General features: G+C 70.9%; 16 protein-coding genes, 2 pseudogenes and 1 riboswitch. Of the genes and pseudogenes, 7 read left to right on the plus strand and 11 right to left on the minus strand.

The features are described 5' to 3' along the window. The 6 genes and pseudogenes from ABEA81_RS38720 to ABEA81_RS38745 all read right to left on the minus strand — a co-directional run. Positions 1 to 128 (minus strand): annotated as a pseudogene (locus ABEA81_RS38720) (NAD(P)-dependent alcohol dehydrogenase); the annotation flags it as partial. A 13-nt stretch (positions 129 to 141) separates the two neighbouring features. Then, positions 142 to 1,830: a chaperonin GroEL gene (groL, locus tag ABEA81_RS38725; RefSeq protein ID WP_345612469.1), complete on the minus strand. Its 1,689-nt coding sequence runs from the start codon at positions 1,828 to 1,830 to the stop codon at positions 142 to 144. Positions 1,831 to 1,940: 110 nt separating this feature from the next. Then, on the minus strand, positions 1,941 to 2,306 hold the full coding sequence (gene mimD, locus ABEA81_RS38730; protein WP_425570837.1) for a propane 2-monooxygenase effector subunit MimD: 366 nt from the start codon (positions 2,304 to 2,306) through the stop codon (positions 1,941 to 1,943). After that, positions 2,303 to 3,481 (minus strand): aromatic/alkene monooxygenase hydroxylase subunit beta, encoded by a 1,179-nt coding sequence (locus ABEA81_RS38735; RefSeq protein ID WP_345612471.1) that lies wholly within the window; start codon positions 3,479 to 3,481, stop codon positions 2,303 to 2,305. Before ABEA81_RS38735 ends, mimD begins: the two co-directional genes overlap by 4 nt. Continuing rightward, positions 3,478 to 4,524: an FAD-binding oxidoreductase gene (locus tag ABEA81_RS38740; protein WP_345612473.1), complete on the minus strand. Its 1,047-nt coding sequence runs from the start codon at positions 4,522 to 4,524 to the stop codon at positions 3,478 to 3,480. The genes ABEA81_RS38735 and ABEA81_RS38740 overlap by 4 nt, the downstream gene beginning before the upstream one ends. 81 nt (positions 4,525 to 4,605) lie before the next feature. After that, on the minus strand, positions 4,606 to 6,243 hold the full coding sequence (locus ABEA81_RS38745; protein ID WP_345612552.1) for a ferritin family protein: 1,638 nt from the start codon (positions 6,241 to 6,243) through the stop codon (positions 4,606 to 4,608). A gap of 203 nt (positions 6,244 to 6,446) precedes the next feature. Between ABEA81_RS38745 and ABEA81_RS38750 the strand changes: the two genes are divergently transcribed. Continuing rightward, positions 6,447 to 8,279: a sigma-54-dependent Fis family transcriptional regulator gene (locus tag ABEA81_RS38750; protein WP_345612475.1), complete on the plus strand. Its 1,833-nt coding sequence runs from the start codon at positions 6,447 to 6,449 to the stop codon at positions 8,277 to 8,279. On the opposite strand, the gene gndA is transcribed toward ABEA81_RS38750, so the two are convergent. Beyond that, positions 8,276 to 9,721, minus strand: a complete 1,446-nt coding sequence (gene gndA, locus ABEA81_RS38755) for an NADP-dependent phosphogluconate dehydrogenase (protein ID WP_345612477.1) — start codon at positions 9,719 to 9,721, stop codon at positions 8,276 to 8,278. The two genes, ABEA81_RS38750 and gndA, sit on opposite strands and share 4 nt — an antisense overlap. Before the next feature lie 15 nt (positions 9,722 to 9,736). Then, positions 9,737 to 10,651, minus strand: coding sequence for a helix-turn-helix transcriptional regulator (locus tag ABEA81_RS38760; protein WP_345612479.1), 915 nt, complete (start codon positions 10,649 to 10,651; stop codon positions 9,737 to 9,739). Positions 10,652 to 10,752: 101 nt separating this feature from the next. On the opposite strand from ABEA81_RS38760, the gene ABEA81_RS38765 reads away from it, so the two are divergent. After that, on the plus strand, positions 10,753 to 11,691 hold the full coding sequence (locus ABEA81_RS38765; protein ID WP_345612481.1) for an MFS transporter: 939 nt from the start codon (positions 10,753 to 10,755) through the stop codon (positions 11,689 to 11,691). Further along, positions 11,658 to 12,185, plus strand: coding sequence for an MFS transporter (locus ABEA81_RS38770; RefSeq protein WP_345612483.1), 528 nt, complete (start codon positions 11,658 to 11,660; stop codon positions 12,183 to 12,185). The genes ABEA81_RS38765 and ABEA81_RS38770 overlap by 34 nt, the downstream gene beginning before the upstream one ends. 221 nt (positions 12,186 to 12,406) lie before the next feature. Here ABEA81_RS38770 and holA read toward each other — a convergent pair whose 3' ends face one another. After that, positions 12,407 to 13,366: a DNA polymerase III subunit delta gene (gene holA, locus ABEA81_RS38775; RefSeq protein WP_345612484.1), complete on the minus strand. Its 960-nt coding sequence runs from the start codon at positions 13,364 to 13,366 to the stop codon at positions 12,407 to 12,409. Positions 13,367 to 13,477: 111 nt separating this feature from the next. Then, positions 13,478 to 13,594, plus strand: a riboswitch (SAM riboswitch). 8 nt (positions 13,595 to 13,602) lie between these two features. Here holA and thrC point away from each other — a divergent pair. The 3 genes and pseudogenes from thrC to ABEA81_RS38790 form a co-directional block, all read left to right on the plus strand. Then, positions 13,603 to 14,874: a threonine synthase gene (thrC, locus tag ABEA81_RS38780; protein WP_345612486.1), complete on the plus strand. Its 1,272-nt coding sequence runs from the start codon at positions 13,603 to 13,605 to the stop codon at positions 14,872 to 14,874. 192 nt (positions 14,875 to 15,066) lie between these two features. Then, complete coding sequence (locus tag ABEA81_RS38785; protein WP_345612488.1) at positions 15,067 to 15,204, plus strand: hypothetical protein; 138 nt, start codon at positions 15,067 to 15,069, stop codon at positions 15,202 to 15,204. Between the two features lie 196 nt (positions 15,205 to 15,400). Further along, a pseudogene (locus ABEA81_RS38790) lies at positions 15,401 to 15,589 on the plus strand (CPBP family intramembrane glutamic endopeptidase); the annotation flags it as partial. Positions 15,590 to 16,092: 503 nt separating this feature from the next. Here ABEA81_RS38790 and ABEA81_RS38795 read toward each other — a convergent pair. Together ABEA81_RS38795 and ABEA81_RS38800 are read right to left on the minus strand one after the other, a co-directional pair. After that, entirely contained in the window at positions 16,093 to 17,172 is a 1,080-nt protein-coding gene (locus ABEA81_RS38795) for a methyltransferase (RefSeq protein ID WP_345612490.1), read from the minus strand. Positions 17,173 to 17,270: 98 nt separating this feature from the next. Further along, the gene (locus tag ABEA81_RS38800) at positions 17,271 to 18,014 is read right to left on the minus strand and encodes a class I SAM-dependent methyltransferase (RefSeq protein ID WP_345612491.1); all 744 of its coding nucleotides are present in this window, start codon (positions 18,012 to 18,014) and stop codon (positions 17,271 to 17,273) included. A gap of 143 nt (positions 18,015 to 18,157) precedes the next feature. Here ABEA81_RS38800 and alr point away from each other — a divergent pair, with 143 nt between their 5' ends. Beyond that, positions 18,158 to 19,324: an alanine racemase gene (alr, locus tag ABEA81_RS38805; protein WP_345612493.1), complete on the plus strand. Its 1,167-nt coding sequence runs from the start codon at positions 18,158 to 18,160 to the stop codon at positions 19,322 to 19,324. Positions 19,325 to 19,343 lie beyond the last annotated feature (19 nt).

A 19,343-nucleotide genomic window follows, 5' to 3' on the forward strand; every position in this document is an offset into this window, starting at 1 on the left:
AGATCGGTGCGGCACACCCCGGCCCCACCGACCTTCACGATCACATCGAGCGGCCCCTGGATCCGCGGCTCCTCGATGTCGTCGATCTTCGGATCCGTGTGGTAGTCGTGCACCCGTACGGCCTTCATCTCGTCCCCCTCCTCAACCGATCGACGGGCCGAGGCCCAGGGACTGTGGTGTGCTCGAGTCCGGCGACGGCTGCGGGATCCCCTCGTCGAGCGGCCCGAACTCGGTCATCAGCGACTTGTTCCACGGCGTGACCTCCTCGGCCACCAGCGAATTGGTCGTGAGGATCAGGCCGGCGACCGAGGCGCCGTTCTGCAGCGCGGACCGCACGACCCGCAGCGGGTCGATGACGCCCAGCTCGACGAGGTTGCCGAAGCGCCCCTCCAGGGCGTCGAACCCCTCGTCGACGCCCTGCGCGGTGACCTGCTTGACGACGTCGTCGCCGTCGTACCCGGCGTTGGTGGCGATCATGTGCACCGGCTCGGTGAGGGCGTGCCGCACGATCTCGACGCCGATCCGGTAGTCGCCGGTGACGTCCAGGTCGTCGAGCGCGGGCTCGGCGTGCAGCAGCGCCACGCCGCCGCCCGCGACGATGCCCTCGGCGATCGCGGCGCGGGTGGCCTGCAGGGAGTCGTCGACGCGGTGGCGGATCTCCTTGGCCTCGGCGTTGGTGGGCGCGCCGACGCCGATCACCGCGGCCTTGCCCGACAGCCGCGCGATCCGCTCCGACAGGAAGTCCTCGTCGCTGCCGATCGTGGCGCGGGCGAGCTCGGCCCGCAGCTGGGTGAGCCGCAGCTCCAAGGCCGACCGGTCCCCGCGACCGCCGATGATCGTGGTGCTGTCGCTCGTGACGCGCACCTGCGCGGCCCGCCCGAAGTGCTCGGTGGTCATCTGCTCCAGCGCGAACGCGGCACTGCGGCTGTGCACCTTGCCCCCGCACAGCGCCGCCATGTCCTCCAGCAGGTGGATGCGCTTCTCGCCGAAGCCGGGCGCGCGGATCGCCACGGCCTGGAACGTGCCGCTGACGTGGTTGTGCACCAGCATCTGCAGTGCCGTGCCCTCGACCGTCTCGGCGATGAGCACCAGCGGGCGCCGCTCGCCGCGCATGATCTTGTCGAGCACCGGCATCAGCTGCTGGACGTCCTTGACCTTCTCGGCCGTGAACAGCAGGTACGGGTCGTCGACGATGGCTTCGAGCCGGCCGGGGTCGGTGACCATGTACGGCGTGACGTAGCCGTTGTCGAACTCGAAGTCCTCGACGAACCCGACGCTCACCCCGTGCTGCGGGACGTCCTCCACGGTGACGACGCCGTCCTCGCCGACCGTGTACAGCGCCCGCGCGACGACCGCGCCGATCGACTCGTCGTCGTTCGCGGAGATCGAGGCCACCCGGGCGTAGTCCTGCTCGGTGGACACGGGGTGCGTCACCTGGTGCAGGCGCTCCACGATGCGGTGGACGGCCACGTCGATGCCCCGCTTGACCAGCACCGGGTTGCCGCCTGCGGCGATCGCCTTCATCCCCTCCCGCACGATCGCCTGGGCGAGCACGATCGCGGTGGTGGTGCCGTCGCCGACGGTGTCGTTGGTCTTGACCGCCGCTTCCTTCACCAGCTGCGCGCCCATGTTCTCGAACGGGTCGCGCAGGTGGATCTCCCGTGCGATCGTCACGCCGTCGTTCGTGACCTCGGGCGAGCCGGTGATCTTCTCCAGGATGACGTTGCGGCCCTTGGGCCCGAGCGTGCTCTTGACGGCTTCGGCCAGCTGGTCGACTCCGGCCTGGAGCAGCCGGCGGCCCTCCTCTCCGAATCGCAGTTCCTTCGCCATGGTCTGGGTCCTCCTGGAAATCAGCGGGAAACGTCGGTCTGCTGCGCGGGTGGGATCGACGAGCCGGGCCGCCGCCTGCTCCCTGCGGGCGGCGGCCCGGCCGGAGGGGGCTACTGCACCGGCTTCAGGTCGAAGTCCAGGTACTCGGCCGCGTCCTCCGGGTTGGCGAACATGATCGTGCGGTCGTCGAGGTGGACCATCCGCCCGTAGTGGGTGGACATCGCCTCCTCGAACTCGGCGGCGTTGAACCAGCCCTCCTCCTCGCCGGCCTCCTCGTCGACGTCGGCGTAGACGACGTCGAACCGGTTCTGGCCGTCGACGCGGATCATCGAGGGCAGGTGCGTGACCTTCACGTTGTCCAGGCGGGTCATCACGTTCGCGATGAGCACCCCGACCTGGCTGTTCATCAGCGTGAACCCGCACATGTTCGAGGCGGTGCTGTTCTGTTCGAAGCGGCTGGTCGCAGTGGCGGTCACTTCTTCAGCTCCTCGGGAGTGGAGAGGCCGAGATCGCGGCAGATCCCGGCGAACCGGTTCTTGGCCTTGTCGAGGCTGTCCTCGAAGCGCGGCGGCTTGGCGTCGGGCTGCGACCACAGCGGCTGCAGCTGGCGGGCCGCCTCGAGGGCCTGCGGCACCCAGTGCGACAGCCAGCCCTGCATGAGGGCCTTGTTGTGCTCGGCGAACTCGCGGTCCTGGGTGAGCGGCGCGAAGCACGCGATCGTCCAGCGCAGGTCGCGCTGGGCGTAGTCGTACTCGCCCGCGCCCATCACGGTGGGCGTCACGAAGTCGCCGTGGCCCGCGGCGGACTGCATCACGAGGTTGCTGCGGAACAGCTCCCCGAGCAGCGGCTCGAACACCACGTTCGCCGCGAGGATCGCCTCGCCCCAGTCGTCCTCGACGGCGGTGAGCGCCTCGCAGACCTTCCGGACGCCCTGCCACTCGGCGTCGGAGTTCCACGCCTCGAGGTGCGCCGCCCCGTCGAATCCCTCGATCTCCTCGGACAGCGTGAGGTTGTACAGCGCGAGGTCCTGCGCGAACCGGATCTTGTGCGCGCTGTTCACGGCCAGCGCCGTGTTGTGCATGTTCGTCGGCGCCGACCGCTCGTTGGCCGCGAACACGTAGAGGCCCAGGATGTGCTCGATGTGCATCCAGGCGCCGACGTGGCGCTCGACGAACCGGACCCAGTTCGTCGACCACTGCTCGAACGACTTCGAGTGCCGCGCGTTCTCGATGTTCTGGTTCAGCTGCCGCACGACGTTCGCGTTGTAGCGGTAGATGGTCTGTTCCCACTCCTCGTTGGGATCGCGGAACTCGTGCCATCCGTGGGCGGGCCAGCTCTCGACCGGCAGGCCGCCCGTGCCGACACCGCGCTGCGGCTCCGGCTCGTCGACGCCCCAGGCCTTGAGCTTCGTCCAGTGCAGCGGGTAGCCCGTGTCACCGTCGGCGAAGCCGTAGATCCAGCCCTGCGTCAGGTAGTGCCGCGGGTCGGGCTGCACGTCGACCGTGACGTCCTCGTAGTGCGTCTGCTTGCGCTTGGCCGGCGCGAAGTAGTTGTAGCGACGGGCGCTCGCGCCGGAGTCGGGGAACTCCCGCGCTCCGGCCTCGGCATCGGTGAAGACGGGTTTCGGAACGCTGCGTTCTGTGGTGGTCATTGGTCCTCCGGATCACCGGTGGTCGTGAACTTGTCGTAGAAGATGTGGTCGGTCGTGCAGCCGAGCCTGCTGAGCACCGCGATCGCCGCGTCGACCATCGGAGGCGGGCCGCAGATGTACGCGTCCTTCCCGGCCAGGCCGGACTCGTGGCGGGCGACGACGTCGGTGATCAGCCCGGTCTCCCCCTGCCAGTCGTCCTCTGCGGACGGTTCGGACAGCGCCGGCACGTACGTGAGGCCGGGCAGCTGCTCCTGCAGCCTCACCAGCTCCTTCTCGAAGCAGAGGTCCCGCGCCGCCCGGGCCCCGTAGTAGAAGGTCACCCGGCGCTCGACCCCGCGCTCGGCCATCGACCGCAGGAGCCCGAGCATGGGTGCCATCCCCGCGCCGCCGCCCACGAAGACCAGGTCGGACGTGCGGCTCTCGCGGAGGGTGAAGGTGCCGAACGGCGCCTCCACCGCCAACCGGTCCCCCACCTGCAGCCGGGACGCCAGCAACCCGGAGAACAGGCCGTCGGGATAGCACTTGATGACGAACTCGAACTGGCCCTCCCGGTTGGGTGTGTTCGCCATCGAGAAGGAGCGCGTCTCGTCGGTGCCCGGTACCTGGAAGTCCATGTACTGGCCCGGGAAGTACTTGATCTCCTCGGGTTCGACGAGCTTGACGACGAGGTGCCGCATGTCGTGGGTCACCGGCTCGATCGCCACGACCTCGACCGTGCCCCGCCGCAGCGGCAACCCACCCCGGATGATCTCCTCGTCGTAGTTGAGGAGCTCGATGGTCAGGTCCTCGAAGGCGTGCGCCCGGCAGAGCAGCGTCTGCCCCTCCTCCCGCTCGAAGTCCGGCAACGCGAACGTCGAGTAGCGGTCCAGCTCGATGTCCTCGCCCTCGAGCACGAAGGACTTGCAGGCTGCGCACTGGCCTTCCTTGCAGCCGTGCATGAGCTGGACGCCCTGCTCGGCGGCCGCGCGCAGGATGGTCTGGTCCTCGTCGACCTCGATCTCGATGCCGACCGGCTCGAACCGGACGACGTGCTTCTCGCCCAACGGGTCTCCTTGGGGGAAGAGGGCAGGTTCGGCAGGGGGAAGGCCGGTGAGGCCGGCCCTCCCCCCTCGCCTGACCCGCGCTCAGGCGTCGGTAGGGGCGGGCCGCCCAGCGGGTCCCTGGCGGACGTAGTCGGCCGCGAACGCCGCGCGCTCGGCGTCGCTCATCTCGTTCAGCAGCACGTTCGGGCTCTGCAGGTTGGGCATCCGACGCATGTGGTCGAGCGTCCACATCTTCTTGGGATCGAGATCCAGGTGCGGCTGGGCCGTCATGGTCTTCCCGTCGTCGCGCACGAAGCCCATGTCCTTGACGACGTCGGCCCAGTTCCAGCCGTGGTACAGCGTCTCCCATTCCCGGTGGCCGACGAGCCGGCCCATGTTCGGGGTGTCCCGGCCCTCGTACGTCGGCCGGAAGGCCACCTTGTCGGTCCAGTGGCACATCTCGTGGCAGTACGTGCGCCACTGGCCGTCGACCTGGTCCATCACCATGTCCTCACGGACGAGGCAGGGCACCATGCAGGTCCAGCACCGGTGCGGGTACACGTAGTCGACGTTCTCGGCGACGATCGCGTTGTGCCCGTTCGGAGTGGCGAGCCGGTTGTAGTTCTCCCACCACTTGCCGTACCTGTCGTACCAGCCCGGGTACTTGTGCTCGAACCACTCGAAGTCCTCGTCGGTCATGCCGTCGATCCGCCAGTAGTTGGCGAGCCAACCGGTGGCGAAGAACTGCGCGACCTCGTGGACGTAACCCTTGTTCCAGATCTGGTTCCAGGACTCCTCGACGAGGTCGTGCGGGATCGTGAGCCCGTACTTCTCGAGCGGGACGAGGTAGGACCGGTAGTAGTCGTCGTAGATCCAGCGGCGCCACATCTCCGCGTAGGACTCGCGGTCCTTGCGGCGGTCCTTCGTGCCGTACTCGATGAAGGTGCCGATCGCGGCGTCCACCACGCGGTGGTTGTTCCACCACGCGTAGCGCAGGTCGCGCGCGAGCAGCTGGTGGTTCTCCTCGTCCGACAGCGCCATCAGCAGCGTGGCGTAGCCGTTCGAGATGTGGCGCGACTCGTCGGACTGCACCGAGTGGAACACCGTGGGCAGCAGGTAGTCGCCGTTCGCCGCCGCTTCGGCGGGCATGGCGACGAACAGCGTGTTGGTGAACGCGGTCTCGGCGACGATCGTCAGGTAGATGCTCGCCGCGGTGATCGCGTCACCGGTGATGAAGCCTTCGGCGAACTGGCGGCCGATGGTGCCGCAGTAGTCGCCCTGGAACCCGCGGAGGCTCGTGTTGAAACCCGCCGGGTCGATGTAGTTGTTCATGTACAGGCGCTTGAGGTTCTGCTGGATCGTCGAGTGCCGGACCTCGTCGATCATCTGGATCGCCTGGCCGTTGTGCAGTTCCGGGTTCGGCACCGTGTGGAACAGCATCGGCATCGACCGCGCCGCCGAGATCTCCGGCAACGGGATGATCGACAGGAACAGCTTCTGCCACTCCAGCCAGCGCTCCTGCACCTGGCGGAACATGTTGCCGCGGATGGCGCCGTCCTGGGCGCCGTACACGCGGTGGTCCTTCTCCTCCTCCATGGGGAAGTAGGACCGCAGTACCTGCTTCAGCGGGTCCTTCTTCGCGGCCTTCCGGAACGTGTAGTCCGTGCCGTACTTCATGTACGGCTCGTGGTACATGGGCTCCCAGGCGAGTTCCTGGATCTTCTGGTGAGCCTTCGCCAGACTCTGCCGACTCACGACATCTCCTCCTGGGGTGGTGGGTTGGCGGCGAGTCGTCGACGGCGCGGGTGTCGACCAGCTCGTGGTACCGATCACACCCCCCACCGCTTGCATGCGCGGTCTCAATATGAGACGGCCGTCACTCCGTCGGACGTCCTACTCTGGGTGCACGCTGACGCGTCGACACCGCCGTCGAGGAGGCCCGATTGGCTGCGCGAACGGAAGGCGGGTCGCGGGCTCCGGCCGGCACCGCCACCGAGGAGCTCGCGCGCGCCCGCGTGTCGTTCCTCCTGGACGAGCCCGTAAAGGCCGGCGTGGTCCGGGAGCCGATCCTCGCCTCCTGGTCCCGCTCCCTCTCCTGGCACGTCCCCGCCGACCACATCGAGCTGCCCTACGACGACGTCGACCCGGACAGCCTGCTGGCCCGCGCCGCGCGGCCGGTGCTCTCCGACGTCTCCGACCAGTTCGCATCCGAACCGGTGAGCGTGATCCTCTGCGACGCCGACGGCGTGGTGCTCGACCGGCGCACCGCGGACACCGGCCTGGAGAAGCACCTCGACCGCGTCCTGCTCAGGCCGGGTTTCAGCTACGCCGAGCGCCATGTCGGCACCAACGGCATCGGGAGCGCCCTGGAGGGCGGCGGGCCGGCGCAGGTGTTCGGGCACGAGCACTACGTCGAGCACCTCGAGGACCTCGCCTGCGCGGGCGTCCCCGTCCGGCACCCGGGCACCGGCCGGGTGCTCGGAGTCGTCGACATCACCTGCTGGCACCACAACGCCGGAGCGATGATGGCCGCCGCGGTCGCCTCGATCGGACGCCGGATCGAGGAGGCCGTGCTCGCGCACTCCGGACGGCGCGAGCACCTGCTGCTGCAGGACTACCTCAGGGCGTGCCGGCGCGCGCGGGGCGCCGTGTTCGCGATCGGCGCCGACCTGCTGATGATGAACGACCGGGCGCGCGAGCAGTTCGACGCCCGGGACCAGAGCGCCCTGCTCGCCGAGGCGGTGGAGGCCCTCGGCTCCGGCAGGGAGCGCCGGCTGGTGGTCGACCTCCCCAGCGGGCTCACCGCGCGGGTGCACTGCAAGCCGAGCATCAGCGAGAACGGCGTGGGCGGCGGGGTGCTGCAGGCACAGCTCGTCGCCCAGATGAGCGAGGCGGAGCGCGGCGTCGTGACGTCGCCGTACGCGCTCTCCCTGCCCACCGCCGTCGGGTCCAGCACCTCGTGGAAGAAGTGCGGGCAGGCCGTGGACCGGCACTTCCAGGCCCGGGAGTGGCTGATCCTCGAGGGCGAGCCCGGCGTCGGCAAGGCCACGCTCGCCCGCGCCACGCACCGCAACCGCACTCCGGCCGGCCATCTGCGCGTGCTCGACGCCGACACGTACGGGCCGCAGTGGATCGGCGAGGTGGCCGGCGAGCTGGAGCACGCCGGCACCCTCGTCATCGCCCACCTCGACCGGCTGCCCGCCGTCGGCGTCACCGCACTCGCCGACGCGCTCGAGCCCTACCGGGAGGCAACGGGGATCGAGCGGCCGTGGGTCGTCGCCACGGTCACGCGCGACCCCCGCCGTCGCTCACCGGACCTGGCGGCCCTGCTGACCTGCTTCCCGCGCACGGTCGAGGTGCCGCCGCTGCGCCACCACATCGAGGACGTCGCCGAGCTGGTGCCCCACCTGCTCACCCAGCTCGCCCGCGGCGCCCTCACCTGCTCACCCGAGGCCATGCACGTGCTCATGCGCAACCGGTGGCCCGGCAACGTCGAGCAGCTGCACCAGGTGCTGCGCAAGGTCGTGGCCAAGCGCCGCGCCGGCGTCGTCGAGGCCCGCGACCTGCCGCCCGAGTGCCGCGTCACCACCCGGCGGGTGCTCACCCCGCTCGAGGCGATCGAGTGCGACGCCATCATCGAGGCGCTGCTCGACACCGACGGCAACAAGGTCGAGGCCGCCCGCCTGCTCGGCTCGTCCCGCGCCACGATCTACCGCAAGATCCGTGAGTACGGGATCTCGATGCCGGGCCCCGAGGAGGCGGCGCGGCGGGGTTAGTCCGTCCGCACCTCGGTGCCGTCCTGCGCCCACCGGGTGTGGAAGACGCCCTCGGTATCGGTCCGGCGGTAGGTGTGGGCTCCGAAGAAGTCCCGCAGCCCCTGGATCAGGTTCGCCGGCCCGCGCTCGCGGCGGTAGCCGTCGTAGTAGGACAGCGAGCTCGCGAACGCCGGGATCGCCACGCCCTGCTGCGTCGCCGTGACCACCACGCGCCGCCAGGCGTCCTGCGCCTCGGCGACGGCATCGGTGAAGTACGGCACCATCAGCAGGTTCTCGATGTCGCCGTGCTCCGAGTAGGCGTCGCGGATCCGGTTCAGGAACTGCGCGCGGATGATGCAGCCGCCCCGCCAGATCGTGGCCATCGCGCCGAGGTCGAGGTTCCAGTCGTTGGCCTTCGACGCGGCCCGCATCTGCGCGAAGCCCTGCGCGTACGCCACCACCTTGCTGGCGTAGAGGGCCTTGCGGATGTCCTCGACCAGGTCGGTGCGGTCCTCGCCCGCTCCCGGCACCGGGCCGGCGAGGGTGCCGGCGGCCGCCTTCCGCTCGCCCTTCAGCGACGAGAGCGTGCGCGCGAACACGGCCTCCGTGATGCCGGTGAGCGGGACCCCCAGGTCGAGCGCGTCGATCGCCGTCCAGCGCCCGGTGCCCTTCTGCTCCGCCTCGTCGAGGATGACGTCGACGAGCGGGCGCCCGGTGCGGGCGTCGGTCTTCTGCAGCACCTCGGCCGTGATCTCGATGAGGAACGACTCCAGGTCGCCGGAGTTCCACTCCTCGAAGATCTTGCCGATGGCGGGGGCGTCCAGGCCTGCGACGTGCGTGAGCAGGTCGTACGCCTCGGCGATGAGCTGGATGTCGGCGTACTCGATGCCGTTGTGCACCATCTTGACGTAGTGGCCCGCGCCGTCGGGCCCGACGTGCACGCAGCACGGCGTGCCGTCCACCTGCGCGGCGATGCTCCTGAAGATCTCCTCGACCTCGGCGTAGGCGGCCGGGTCGCCGCCGGGCATGATGCTCGGCCCGTTGAGCGCGCCCTCCTCACCGCCGGACACACCCACACCCATGAAGCGCAGGCCGCGGGCGGCGCACTCCTCGGTGCGGCGCAACGTGTCGGGGAAGTGCGAGTTGCCGGCGTCGATGATGATGTCGCCCTCGTCGAGCAGCGGCGCCAGCTCCTGGATCACGCCGTCGACGGGGGCGCCCGCCTTCACCATCACGATGATCCGCCGCGGCCGCTCCAGCGCGGCGACGAACTCCTCGACGGTCTCCGCCGCCGTGAACGCGCCTTCCGAGCCGTACGCCTCGATGAACTCCCGCGTGCGCGCCGCCGTCCGGTTGTGGACGGCCACCGGCGTGCCCCGGCGCGCGATGTTGCGGGCCAGGTTCGCCCCCATCACGGCCAGCCCGGTCACACCGATGCGACTCTTGGCGTCTGCCACGGTCATCGTTCCCCTCGCCAGTCAGTGAGCCTGCGCCCGAACCGTACCGCCAGCCGGACGGCCGGGATCGCGCTCAGGTTCGGCGACGCCGGCCACCAGCGCCGACAGCGCTGCCCGGGTGGCGTCGTCGCTCGGCGTGTGCACGGACAGCCGGGCGTCGGGCCGGTCGCCGAGCAGCAGCGTGGCCGTCTCGAAGTGCAGCAGGCCCGCCACCGGGTGGCACAGCCGCTTCACCCGGGGTGCCGCACCGGCGACGTCGTGGCGCTGCCACATGCGCCGGAAGTCCGCCGAGCGCTCCGACAACGTGGCCACGAGATCGCGCCACGCCGGCTCCCCCACATGCTCGGCCATCGAGGCGCGGAACTGCGCGAGCACGTGTGCGGCGTCGTCGGCCCAGGCCGGGATCAGTTCCCGCATCTGCGGGTCGCAGAACAGCAGCCACAGGATGTTGCGCTCCTCCGGGGGCCGCAGCGCGTAGTCGCCCATCACGGCGGCCTCCGCGCGGTTGTACCCCAGCACGTCCCAGCGGGCGTTGACGACGCGGGCGGGCATGGGGTCCAGCCCGTCGAGCACGGCGCGCACCGGGGCCGACACCGCATCCGGCGCCTGGGCGGCGCTGTGGTCGGCGTAGCCGGCGAGGGCGAACAGGTGCGCCCGCTCGTGCCGGTCCAGCAGCAACGCCCGGGCGAGGCCCTCGAACACCTCCGCCGAGGCGTTGATCGGCCGGCCCTGCTCGAGCCAGGTGTACCAGGTGATCCCCACTCCGGCGAGCTGCGCCACCTCCTCGCGGCGCAGGCCGGGAGTGCGCCGGCGGGGCGCGGGCGGCAGCCCGACGGCCTCCGGGGAGAGCCGGTCGCGGCGCGAGCGGAGGAACGCGGCGAGCTCGTCGCGGCGGCCGGAGACATCCCCGGCGCGGTTCACGGCAGCGCGAGGCACGACACCATCTTCGCGCACCATCGGCGCCGGTTTCGGGTGCTTTCAGTACCAGTGTCAAAGGGCTCTCGGTACCCGTGTGCGATCCGACCCAGCGTGGTGTCATGACCCGAGCAGGAACCACAGCCACCGCCGCCGCCGGAGCCGAGGGCCGCCCGCCGTGGCGGGTGCTGCCGATCGTGCTCCTCGGCAACGTGCTGGCCGTGCTCGACTTCTTCGTCGTCAACGTCGCGCTGGCCGCCATCGACCGGGATCTGCGTGCCGGCCCGGCCGCGCTCGAACTGCTCGTCGCGGGCTACGCGGCCGCGTACGCCGCCGGCCTCGTGACGGCGGGGCGGCTCGGCGACTCCTGGGGACGCAAGCGCTTCCTCGTCGGCGGGATGGTCGCGTTCACCCTCGCCTCGGCCGCCTGCGCCGCCGCGCCCACCGCTCCCCTGCTGGTGCTCGCGCGGATCGCGCAGGGCCTCGCCGCATCGGTGATGGCGCCGCAGGTCCTCGCCACGGTGCACGCGCTCTTCACCGGGGCGGACCGGCAGCGCGCACTCGGCGTGTTCGGCGCGGGCATCGGGTTCTCCACCGTGGCCGGGCAGGTGCTCGGCGCCGCGCTCGTCGCCGGGTTCGGGTGGCGCGCGATCTTCCTGGTCAACGTGCCGCTCGGCATCGCAGGGGTCGCCGCCGCGCTCCGCTGGGTTCCCGAGGTCCGGTCCGGCGCCCGGGCCCGGCTCGACGTACCGGGCGCCGTCCTGCTCGCCGTGACGCTGGTGGCCCTGCTGATCCCCGTCGCGCTCGGCGTCGAGCTCGGGTGGCCGCTGTGGTGCCGCCTCGTGCCGGTGCTCGCGCTCGGCACCGGGGCGGTGCTCGCCGTGATGCAGGTGCGCCGGGAGCGCGCGGGAGGGCTGCCGCTGCTCCCGCCGTCCGTGCTGGCGCTGCCCGCGATGCGGGCCGGCCTGGCCACGGCGTTCGTCTTCTTCGTGGCGCGTGCGGCGGGTTCCTGTTCACGATCGGCGTGGTGCTGCAGCAGGGCCTCGGCGCCGACGCGATGACGGCGGGCCTGGCGTTGGCGCCGTACGCGCTGGGGTTCCTGCTGGTGTCGGTCCGTTCTCGAGCGCTCGTCGCGCGGTTCGGGGGCCGCGTCATCGTGACGGGCGCGGCGCTGACCGGCCTCGCGCTCGTGGTGCTCGCCGGACAGCTCGGCACCGGCCGGGTTCCGCTGCCACTCGGGCCGGCCCCGGCCATGGCCCTCGCCGGGATCGGCCAGGCGATGGTGATGATCCCGCTGTTCGGCGTGGTCCTCGCCGGGCTGCCGCCGACCCGGGCAGGGCTCGCCAGCGGGGTGCTGACCACCACCCAGCAGGTCGGGCTGGGGCTGGGCGCGGCAGGCCTGGGCACCTTGCTCTTCACGGTGCTCGGCACGGCCGCACCGGACTGGCCACACGCCGCCGCGGTGGTGTTCCTCGTCGAGGCCGTCCTCTTCGCCGTGACGGCGCTCGCCGCCCGCCGGGCCGCCGCGACCAGCGATCATGCAGGCCAAACGTGAGATGGCTGACACTACGTCGACAGGTCCAGCCGCTCTCCCCGAGAGTGGCCCCGCGGGCGCCTGGCTCCCCACGCCCGTCCGACCCGAGGAGTACTCCCCCGATGCTCGTTGATCTGTTCGCACTCGTCCCCGCCGTCCTCGCCGGAATCGGCGGCGCCTTCCTGGGCGACAAGGTGGGCGCATGGTTCAAGAAGAGCCGCACCAGCGGCGGCAGCTGACGCCTAACGCCGGGACCGCGCGGCGAGGATGCGCAGGACCGCCCGTTCCAAGGCGTAGTCCGGGTCGGCCGCCGCACCCTTCACGTCGGCGTTGACCTCCGCCGCGGCGGCGAACGCCTCGGCAAGGGCCTCCGGGCCCCACCCGCGCACGGCCTGCTGGGCCTTGCGGATCTTCCACGGCGGCATGCCCAGGGTGCCGGCGAGCCGGTTGGGGTCGCCCCGGCCGGCCGACCCGACCTTCGCGAGCGTGCGCAGCGCGTCGGCCAGCGCGTCGGCGACCAGCACCGACGGCGTGCCGAGGAGCTGTGCCCAGCGCAGCGCCTCGATCGCGCCTGCGCGATCGCCCGCCACGACCTTGTCGGCCACCGCGAAGCCGGAGACCTCCGCGCGGCCCCGGTGGTAGCGCCGCACCGCGCGCTCGTCGACGGACCCGCCGGTGTCGGCCACCAGCTGGCTCGTGGCCGAGGCGAGCTCGCGCAGGTCGGATCCGACCGCCTCGAGCAGCGCGCCGATCGCGTCGCCCGTGATCTTGCCGCCGACCCGGCGGGCCTCGGCGCGCACGAAGTCGGACCGCTCGTCCATCCTCGAGATCTTGTTGCAGGTGGTGACCGGGGCGCCCAGTTTCCGGAGCGCGTCGACGAGGCCCTTGTTGCGCGCCCCGCCCGAGTGCACGACCACGAGGACGATGCCGTCGGCCGGGTCGGCCGACTGCTCGACGATCGCCGCGGCGAGGTCCTTGCCCACCTCCTGGGCGGCGAGCAGGACGATCACCCTCGCCTCGGCGAAGAGCGACGGGCTCAGGTTCTCGGCCAGGTCGGCGGGGGTGAGCTCGGACGCGCGCACCCGGCGCACCTCGGCCGCGGGATCGCCCGCACGGACCTCCGCCACCACCTGCTCGATCGCCCGCTCGACGAGCAGCTCCTCCTCGCCGACGACGAGGCGGAGCGGGGCGGGCGCGGCCATGCGCCCATGCTCGCGCACGGCGCCGACACCACGTGAGCCGGCTCCCAGATCACGAGACGAGGTTGGGGGCCGCGGTGATCGTGCCGTAACGTGTCGGGCACAACCGAATATGGCTCATCCAGAGGGGCAGAGGGAACGGCCCGACGAAGCCCCGGCAACCGGCGATGCGCAGTCTTGCGCTCGATCACGGTGCCAATTCCGACCCGCACGGTGCGGGAAAGATGAGGAGTCCTCTCATGACCCTGACTGCTGGCAGCGCCACCACCACCGCCTTCGACCTCGGACCGGCCCGTGCGCTGTCCTGTCGGGAGTGCGGCCACCAGATCCCCCTCGCCGCCGAGTTCGCCTGCCCGGAGTGCTTCGGCCCGCTGGAGGTGGCCTACGACTTCGGCACCGTCACCCGCGAGTCGATCGAGGCAGGCCCCAAGTCGATCTGGCGCTACCGGCACCTGCTCCCGGTGCCGTCCGACGTGCAGTCCCACCCGAACACCGAGCCCGGCCTCACCCGGCTGATCAAGGCCGACCGGCTCGCCGCCGCGCTGGGCGTGCGCTCCCTGTGGGTCAAGGACGACACCGGCAACCCCACCCACTCCTTCAAGGACCGCGTGGTGGCCGTGGCCCTGGCCGCCGCCCGCGAGCTCGGCTTCTCCGTGCTCTGCTGCCCCTCCACCGGCAACCTGGCCAACGCGGTGGCCGCCGCGGCGGCCCGGGCGGGCTGGGACTCGGTGGTGCTCGTCCCCAGCTCCCTCGAGCAGGCCAAGGTGCTCACGACCGCCGTCTACGACGGCACCCTGCTCGCCGTCGACGGCAACTACGACGACGTCAACCGGCTCGCCACCGAGCTCGCCGCCGAGCACGAGGACTGGGCGTTCGTCAACGTCAACGTCCGTCCCTACTACGCGGAGGGCTCGAAGACCCTCGGCTACGAGGCGGCCGAGCAGCTCGGGTGGCGGCTGCCGGAGCAGATCGTGGTGCCCGTGGCCTCCGGCTCGCAGCTGACGAAGGTCGACAAGGGCTTCACCGAGCTCGGGAAGCTCGGCCTGGTGGAGCCCACCCCGTACCGGGTGTTCGGAGCCCAGGCCACGGGCTGCTCCCCCGTCGCGAAGGCGTTCGAGGACGGCCACGACGTCGTGCAGCCGGTGCGCCCCGACACGATCGCCCGCTCCCTCGCCATCGGCAACCCGGCCGACGGCCCGTACGTCCTCGACGCGGTGCGCCGCACCGGCGGGGCGCTCGCGCACGTCAGCGACGAGGAGGTCGTGGAGGGCATCCGGCTGCTCGCCCGCACCGAGGGCGTGTTCGCCGAGACCGCAGGCGGCGTCACCGTGGCCACCGCGAAGAAGCTCATCGAGTCCGGACAGCTCGACCCGGACGCCGAGACCGTGCTGTTGATCACCGGCGACGGGCTCAAGACCCTCGACGCCGTGTCCGGCCGCATCGGCCCGTCGGCCACCGTTCCCTCCACCAGCAAGGCGGTGCGCGAGGCCCTGGCGGCGCGCGGCCTCTGAACCGCGGCGTGGACGAGCCGCAGGCCCTCATCGGGTGATCTCCGTTCTGGTGCAGGAGGCACGCGCAGGTGCGGCTCGTCCCCCGTGCGGGGTACCCGCACATGTCCACGCCAGGGTGGTGATCACGCGCCTGCGAAGCCGTACCGTCCTCACGACGCCGCGCCCCGGTCGCGCCCCCGGACAAGGACTCCGATGCGGCTGGTCATCCAGCTCGCCGTCGTCGCGGCCATCGCGCTCGCCGGCAGCACCCTCGTCAACGCCGTGGCGTGGAACCCGCCACTCACCCTGATCCTTGGCCTCGGCACGGCCGCAGCCGCGCCGGCGGGCTAGGCCTGGGTGGTGCGCCGCACCGAACGCCGCGCAGCCGACGAGCTGTCCCGAACCGGCGCCGTGTCCGTGCTCGCCCGCGGCACCCTGATCGGCGTCGGCCTGTTCGCCGCTGTCATTCTCAACATCGCCTTCCTCGGCGGCTACCACGTCCCCGGCCGGGGATCCCCGGCCGGCGCGCTCGCGCTGGTCGGGGTTCATGGCCGCGCTCACCGAGGAGCTGATCTTCCGCGGCGTCCTGTTCCGGATCGTCGAGCGGTGGACCGGCACCTGGATCGCGCTCGCCCTCACCGCCGCACTGTTCGGCCTGTCCCACCTGCTCAACCCGAACGCCACCGTCCGCGGCGTGATCGCCGTCGCCGTCGAGGCCGGCGCGATGCTCGCCGCCGCGTACGCCGCCACCCGCACGCTGTGGTTCCCCATCGGCCTGCACTTCGGCTGGAACTGCGCGGCGACCGCCGTCTTCGGCACCGAGGTCTCGGGCAACGACACCCCCGAAGGCCTCCTGCACGCCGTCACGAACGGGCCCACCGCACTGACCGGGGGCGAGTTCGGACCCGAAGGCAGCGTCTACGCCGTCCTGTTCGGGACCGTCCTCACCGTCGTGTTCCTGTGGCTGGCCCACCGCCGCGGCCGGCTCGTCCCTCGCCGCGGGGCCCGCACCGCTCCGCTCACCTCGCCCCGTGATCGACCCGGCGCACCTCTGGCGCGCCGCCGCGGGCCGGCCTTCAGCGTGGCGCTCGTGGTCCTCGGCTTCGCGCGCACCTGGAGCACACCGGCAGCCAGGAGATCACGGGTTGGCAAATGCTCAGTGCCACGAACTCATGCTCGTGACGACGACCCGCGCGGTCAACCGCTTGCGGGGTCTCGGCACATCCACTTGGGCAGTGGTTATCGCAAGGTGGCCTCGAGGATCGAGAACGGGCTCGGGGTCACCACGACGCGATCGAGGGTGAACCCCGCGCTGTCGAGCAGCTCGCGGTACTCCTGCTCGCTGCGCTCCTTCCCGGTCAACATCCCGAGCATCGTCAGGTCGATCGCCTTGGTCAGATGCGGCTGGTCACCGGGAGGTACGACGCCCTCGACGATCAGGATTCGCGCTCCAGGGGCCGCCGCCGTCGCGATCGTCCGCAGGATGCGTCGACTCGACTCGTCGTCCCAGTCGTGCAGGATGTAGCCGAGGATGTAGATGTCAGCGGTGGGGACCGCGGCGAAGAAGTCCCCGGCGACGACATCGACGCGCTCGGCGAGGCCGGCAGCGGCCAACGTTTCCTCGGCCGTGGGCGTGACGTTGGGCTGGTCGAACACGATGCCGCGCCGGTCGGGATCATTGTCGCGGGACAGCAGTTCGACGAGCACACTGCCATCGGCCCCGCCGATGTCGGCCACCGTCTGCCCGGCCGGCAGCCGGTAGCCATCGAACATGCCCGTGCGCACGCTGGACGTCACCTCGGCCATGGCGCGGCTGAACTGGGCGGCCCGCTGCGGCTCGGCTGCCATCCATGACAGGAACGGCTGGCCGAAGTACTTGTCGGCTCCGGGCTGGCCGGTGCGCACGCTGTGCAGCAGCTCGTTGAATGGCAGGTAGTGGGTCTCCATCCACATGCAGGCGAGGTCGTAGAGCGACTGCGGGTGCTTTTCCGACAGCACGGCCCCGAGTGGCGTGACGGAAACCCACTCACCGTCGGTGGCGAACAGACCGATCGGCGCGAGGGTCCGGACCAGCCGGTACAGCTGTTCGAGCTGTGCCCCGGTGCGCTCCGCGAGTTCGGCGACGGTCTTCGGGCCTTCTTGCTCGAGAATCGTCGCCGCCCCCAGCTTGGCCACCACGTACGCGGCTTGGGACAACTGGAAACCACCAAGAATCTGCACCATTGCAAAGCTCGGTGGCGGGTCCTGCACGGTCGTCGTCTCGGTCATCTCGATGCCTCGGCGCAGGATGGGGCGCTCGGCGCGGTATGCAGCGGACACGGATCAGTCCTCCTGGGGTGGGTGGGAAAGCATTGCTGGCAGCCCGTCATGCTGACTTCGGATAGCCGTGAGGTGGCCGTGGGGCTACAGAGAGGACCTCACCACTTCGCGGCGAGACGGCGTCGCAGCCTGACCGGGAACAGCGGTGGGGCCTTGGTGATCTTCTTGTCGCCGACTACCTGGAACAGGGCGCGTCGATCGGACATGTCGCCCTTGCCACTCGGCTCCCGGCCGAACAGTCCGAGCATGGCGAGCTCCACGCCGGTGTCCCGTTGCCACTCCACCAACGCCCGTGCCTCGGCGGGGTCCTCACCAATGAGCTCGTCGAACAACAGCACGCAGCCCGGCTGCAGCAGCGGCGTCATCCAGTTCAGTGCCGTCAGGGTGGAGTTGTACAGGTCCGCGTCGAGATGCGCGAAGCTGATCTGGCCGATCTCCCCGGCCAGCTGATCGGTGAGCGTGTCCTCGAATAAGCCGTTGACGATCCGCACACCCCGCAGCTTCGGCACTTCGGTAGCGAACGTCCCCTTCTTCAGGTGTTCGTAGTCCTCGATCAGCCCTCTGAAGGAGTCACAGGCGTAGATCCGCTTTCCACGCTGCCGACGGTCCCAGATCCGGCTCTGCCACAGCTCGTCGCGGATCACCCTGGTCGAGGCGCCCTTCCACGTGCCGAATTCGATGATGTGCCCGGGGATGGGCCGAGACACCGAGACACCGAGCGCGAGTACCTGGGCTCGGGACGGGTACGTGATGCGGCCCGCGGTGGCCGTCCAGTCGCCGGGCGTGCCGGTCAGCATCGGCGCCAGGGACGTCAGCGCGTCGGTCGAGTCCGAAGTGGTCATCGGCGCAGGAATACGCGCCCGGTGCCGGATCTGTCGATCGCTTGGACCATCTTGTGTCCGTTCGACCATCGGTAGGGCACCTTTGGACAGAGTCCTGCGACTGGTCCGCTTCCCGGGCACTCCGTGCGGTCACCATCTGGCGCATGTCGATCGAGGCGACCATCACAACTCCGCATGCGCGTGCCGTGATCGACCTCCAGGCCGTGGCCCACAACACCGCGCTGTTCGCCGCGCACACCAAGGCAGCAGTGATGGCCGTCGTCAAGGCCGACGGTTTCGGTCACGGGGCCCGGCAGGTGGCAACCGCCGCACTCGCGTCGGGGGCGGGGTGGCTGGGCGTGACGACCTGCGCCGAGGCGTTGCACCTGCGTCTGGGCGGTATCACTGCTCCGATCCTGTCGTGGATGCACCACCCCGAAGAGGACTTCAGCGCCGCCCTCCTCGCCGAGGTCGACCTGTCAGTGTCCTCATCAGCCCACCTGCGGTCCATTGCCCGAAACGCGGCAACACTGCGGGTCACCGCGAACGTGCACCTGAAGGTGGACACCGGATTGCGCCGCAACGGAGCGCGGCCGGCGGAATGGCAGGAGCTGGTGCGCGAGGCCCGGGACCTGGAACGGGCCGGACACGTGCGGGTGCGCGGTGTCTGGTCGCACCTGATCAGCGGGACGGACCCGGCAGGCGGACAGGTTCGCTCGCAGATCGCGCTCTTCGACGAGGCGGTCGACCTCGCACGGGACGCTGGGCTGCGACCCGAGCTTCGCCATCTGGCCAACTCGGTGGCCACCCTGGCCGCGCCCGACACGCACTACGAGCTGGTCCGCCCGGGTATCGGGCTCTATGGGGTGGAGCCGCACCCCGAGCGGGCCTTCGGGCTGCGCGGTGCAATGACGTTGCGGGCGCGCCTGATCCTCGTCAAGCGCGTGCCCGCGGGCTGCGGCGTCTCCTACGAACACGACTACGTCACCAGCCGGGACAGCACACTGGCGCTGGTACCGCTGGGCTACGCCGACGGTCTGCCGTGGGCCGCGGCCCGCCGCGGCGAGGTCTGGATCGCCGGCCGCCGGTTCCCGGTGGCCGGGCAGATCGCGATGGACCAGTTCGTCGTCGACCTCGGCGACGCTCCGGCTCGGATGGGCGATGAGGTCGTCGTGTTCGGGCCCGGCGCCGAGGGAGAGCCGACGGTCACCGAGTGGGCGCGGTGGGCGCGAACGGTCCCGCACGAGATCGTGACCGGCGTCGGTCCCCGGGTGTCGCGCCACTACGTCCACGCAACCACCCAGCAGCCCGGGGAGCTGTCGCGTGCCTGAGAATGTGTTCGAGAAGCGC

The sequence above is a fragment of the Pseudonocardia adelaidensis genome (assembly GCF_039543345.1).
In the GTDB taxonomy this organism is placed as follows: Bacteria; Actinomycetota; Actinomycetes; order Mycobacteriales; family Pseudonocardiaceae; genus Pseudonocardia; species Pseudonocardia adelaidensis.